The sequence below is a fragment of the Promineifilum sp. (SeqCode) genome (assembly GCF_041918635.1).
GTDB lineage: Bacteria > Chloroflexota > Anaerolineae > Promineifilales > Promineifilaceae > Promineifilum.
This window is the reverse complement of the sequence record NZ_JAYRVJ010000733.1, coordinates 1-3,242: the sequence shown is the minus strand read 5'-3', so window position 1 is coordinate 3,242 and position 3,242 is coordinate 1. Positions and strand designations below refer to the sequence as shown.

The 3,242-nt window shown below is 67.2% G+C and carries 3 protein-coding genes and 1 riboswitch; all 3 genes read right to left on the bottom strand.

Annotated elements, in window-relative coordinates; genetic code table 11:
• Positions 1-325 precede the first annotated feature (325 nt).
• From ACE3UY_RS21315 to ACE3UY_RS21305, 3 genes are read right to left on the bottom strand one after another with little or no spacing between them, the layout of a single operon-like run.
• On the bottom strand, positions 326-1,132 hold the full coding sequence (locus ACE3UY_RS21315; protein WP_374689492.1) for an ECF transporter S component: 807 nt from the start codon (positions 1,130-1,132) through the stop codon (positions 326-328).
• A 2-nt stretch (positions 1,133-1,134) separates the two neighbouring features.
• Positions 1,135-1,839 (bottom strand): hypothetical protein, encoded by a 705-nt coding sequence (locus ACE3UY_RS21310; protein ID WP_374689491.1) that lies wholly within the window; start codon positions 1,837-1,839, stop codon positions 1,135-1,137.
• A 3-nt stretch (positions 1,840-1,842) separates the two neighbouring features.
• Positions 1,843-2,799 carry a prenyltransferase/squalene oxidase repeat-containing protein gene (locus ACE3UY_RS21305; RefSeq protein WP_374689490.1) on the bottom strand — a complete coding sequence of 319 codons (957 nt, stop codon included), beginning with the start codon at positions 2,797-2,799 and terminating at the stop codon, positions 1,843-1,845.
• 199 nt (positions 2,800-2,998) lie between these two features.
• Positions 2,999-3,192: riboswitch (cobalamin riboswitch) on the bottom strand.
• Positions 3,193-3,242 lie beyond the last annotated feature (50 nt).

Below are 3,242 nucleotides of genomic sequence, written 5' to 3'. Positions count from 1 at the left end.
TCTACGAATCGCTCCATGCCGTAGCCGAAGCAGCCGTTCACTGGTTGGATATCTTGCCGTTCGCCCAGTTCTGTTCCCTCATGGGTATTGATGAACGGCAACTCGCATTTGTTACCATACCTTTCGAATAATGACTTAAGAAATGGCTACGGATACCGACGGACGATACGGAGTAAGAACGGATTCGATCCTTCACTCCATATCATCAATCCGTCTTCTTCCGTCCGTACCCGTAGCCATTTCTTAACGCTCAACATGGCCGTTCTTCCCCTTCTCGCGCCAAGAACGGCAATGAATGGCCTGACTACGAACCAGCCCGGGCCGTTCAGTGATACTCCACTCGAAACTGCAAGCGGTCGCGGAAGCGCGCCAGCGCGCGAATGGCCGGCCAGCCCAGCGCCGCCAGCAGGATGACGTTGCCGGCCGCCGCCGCCGCGTCCCACACCAGCGACGTCGCTACGTAGAAGGCGGCGTAGCGGCCGAGGGCGGCGCTCAGCCCCGCGCCCGGCGTCCACGTCAGCCGCGGATCGCCGGCCAGAAAGGGCCACGTGTAGAGGTTCATGATCGCCCCATAAATAAAGCCCCATAGGAAGCCGGCGGCGATCAGCAGGGCCACCTGCGCCCGCGGCGCGCGGGGATGGGGCAGCCAGCCGGCCGTCAGCCCCACCCAGCCGGCGGTGAACATCTGGTAGGGCAGCCACGGCCCGACGCCGGCAGTGATGATGGCCGAGACGAGCATCGTCATGCTCCCCAGCAAGAAGCCGAAGCGCGCCCCGAAGACGTAGCCGCCCAGCAGGATGGGGGCAAAGATAGGCGAAAAGCCGGCCGGGCCGGGGATGCCGACCTCGATGAAGCGCAGCGTCGCCGTGGCCGCCACCAGGATGCCCAGCGCGGCCACCGTCTTGGCTCCGGCGGCCTGCCCCTGCAGCTCGACCAGCAGGACGGCCAGGCAGAGGGTGACCAGCAGCGTCGCCAGCAGCGGCGTCTCGCTGGCCCGCAGCGCCGGCTCGTCCAGCCCGGCCGCGGGCAGCGCCGGCAGGAAAAACGGGTAGAACAGGGCCACCACGCCGATGAGCGCGGCCAGCAGATAGAGGGCGACGGTCAGTAGCCGGTGGCCCATCAAGTGCCCCATCCCTACGCCCGCCCTCCCCGCCGGCGCGCCGCCACAGCCAGCGCCCCCAGCAGCACGAGCAGCCCGGCAAACGCCGCATACGGCAGCCAGCCGGCCCCCGCTTCCTGGATCGCCGGCGTCCCGCCAGCCGCTTCCACCTCAGTACTAACAACGGTCGCACTGACCACCGTCGCCCCCGGCCCGCACACGTCGGCAAAAGCCACGGCCGGCGGCGGTGGGGCCTCGGTGACGGAGCCAGGCCCCCACACCCAACCCTCCACCGCCCCATCGCTCACCCGCGACAGGCTCGATCCGGCCATCGAATACGCCCAGTCGCCGTCCTGCTGGCGCCAGTAAGACCAGTAGACACATTCTCCCCCGCCGCGGCAGGCGCAGAAGCAGTCGTCGGCCGGGCAGCCGGTGTCGCCGATCTGGCAGATAGCCGCGCCTCCTGCCTGTATATCCGTCGCCACGGCCAGTCCGGCCCGCTGCAGCGCCTCGTAGCCGGTGATCTCCGCCTCCGGGAAGACGACGCAATACTGCTCCACCCCGGCGTCCCCCTTGTCGATGACCAGGGCCGCGCGGTTGCCCTCCTGTTGTAGCACAGGATTCTTATCCTGTGATTCAAGCTCTTGGACAGGGGCCACAGGATAAGAATCCTGTGCTACAGGAGCCAGCAATGACCAGGCGATAACCGCCGCCAGAAAGAGCGTCTGTCGTGCGGCCATTGGCTATCTCGCCAACGGGAACGGCTGCCCGCTCAGCGCCGGCAGCGCCTGAACCGTCGCGTAGAAGTCGTCGGCCGGCCCCTGCCCGAAGTCGGCCTGGAACGCCCCGCTCTCGCCCTGGAAGGACAGCAGCGCGGCCAGCGGCGTCCGCTCCTTGGCCCAACGGCCGCCAGCCGTGTACCAATCCTCATTCAGCGCGCTGAGCGCCTGCCCGGCCAGGGCGGTGCTGTTGGCGCTGGACGGCAGCCCCGGCGCGTAGGGCCAGCCGCCATCGGCCGCCTGCGCGCCGGCCAGAAAGTCCACGGCGCGGCTGACGGCCTCGCTGTCAGCGTTCTCGCCCGCGGCGACGAGGGCCATAATCGCCATCGCCGTCGCGTCGGCGTTGTCCAGCGTGCCAAAGCCGTCGTCCCACGACCCGTTGGCCGCCTGCTTGGCCTTCAGCCACGCTACCGCCTCCGGCGGTATCTCCTCATCCGCCGCGGCCAGACCCAGCAGGGCCAGCGATTGTTTGTACGGGTCGGCGACGTTGTAGTCGCCAGCCGAGCCGAACTGGTCGGTCAACAACGCCACGAAGTCCTGCTCCGCGAAGTCGCGCGCGTCCGCGCCGGCCGCCGACAGCGCCAGCAGCGCCTTACCCGCCTGTCCGCCATTCTCGGCGGCGAAGTTAGCCAGCGCCTCGCCGTTCGCCATGAGGTAATCGCGGGGCGCGCCGGTGTCCTCGCCGGCCGCGGCCAGCGCCAGGAGGGCGTCGAGCGTCCCGACGATGTCCGACGGGGCCTGGTTCGCGCCGGCGCTGAAGCTGGTGTAGCCGCCGTCGTCGTTCTGGCGCGTCTCCACCAGCCAGGCCGCCGCCGGCCGGATGGCCTCATTCTGGTCGGGGAAGCCGGCCGCGCCGCCGCCGCAGTCGACGGCCAACAAGACCAACACCATCAACCCAAGCAGTATGCGTGTTTTCGTCATGATCGTTGCCACCTAGATGAAAGACCTGACAGGTGGGCGGTCAAATCATACGCTTACAAGAGCGAGCCTTGTGGCCGCCCACCTGTCAGGTCTTGATAATAAAGGGGGGGAAGTGCCAAACAAAAAACTCGATGCAGGGCATCGAGTTGAGGGGTGACCGGCCAAAGGCCTCCACACAGTTCCCAACCCTTATCCACGAGGGCCGAAACTCATCTCAGGACGTCGACCTGGCTTATCAACCGGCGCACTGCTGGTTGACTCACAGTTGCGGGAACAGCACTGGCCTCCCCTGGCGCCACGTGGGCATCGCTGCCAGCGCGGAGCGCGGGTCACCAGTTTCGCGATTACGCCCTGCCTTCCGGGGCTGGGGCGACCTGAGACGGGTTTGCCTATTCAGTTGTGGGGGGCAGTCTAGCAGAAGGAAGGCGATTTGCCAAATCGCC